General features: G+C 25.4%; 1 protein-coding gene. It reads left to right on the top strand.

What is annotated here, in order from left to right; genetic code table 11:
* The coding region (locus HMPREF9131_RS02560; protein ID WP_009345208.1) for a ComEC/Rec2 family competence protein at nt 1-763 on the top strand (763 nt) is incomplete at both ends.

Raw genomic sequence — 763 nt, 5'->3', positions numbered from 1 at the left:
TTCAGGGGTCAATATTATAGTTTTTTAGCTAACTTAATTATTATTCCTCTTTACTCTCTTGTAATTATTTTAGGATATTTCTTATCTATAGGATTTAGTTTCTTATCAGTATTTATTGATATATTATTTAAGTCTATTTGGGGTTTAGAAAATTTATTGATGGTAATTGCGAATTTAAAGATTGAAATATTTGCCCTTGATTTTAACCATATTTTTCTATATTACATCTTGCTATATTTTCTATTTATATATAGTAAATATATTAAGATATTTTATGGAGCTAGAAAATTTTTCTATATTTATATGGCTTGGCTTATGATTTTTTCTTGTGTATCTTTTTATAAGTCCTACAATTCTTTGAAGGAAATTCATTTTTATATAGGTCAGGGTGATGCTTCCTTAATTTCTTATAGGGGTAAAAATTTTTTAATAGATGTAGGTGGAGCTAGGAGGGAAAATAAAATTTTTGAAAATTTCCTATATCCCGCCTTAAAAAACTTGGGAATAAAAAAAGTTGATGCAATTTTTATTTCTCACTTTGATGAAGATCATGCTGGGAATTTTGACAAGGTCTTAGAAAATTTTAAAGTGGGAAAAATTTATTCATCTTATGATGATAATATTCATAGGCTAATAATTTTGAAAAAGGGAGATTTTTACAGGTATAAGGATTTGACTTTTAAAGTCATATCTGATTCAGAAAAATTCCAAAGTCCCAATGATAAATCTATGGTTTTATTAGTAGAATTTATGGGAAAAAGAA

Origin of the sequence: Peptoniphilus sp. oral taxon 836 str. F0141 (genome assembly GCF_000179335.1) — a bacterium.
Lineage (GTDB): Bacteria > Bacillota > Clostridia > Tissierellales > Peptoniphilaceae > Peptoniphilus_A > Peptoniphilus_A lacrimalis.
This window is presented reverse-complemented; position numbering and strand designations above follow the sequence as displayed.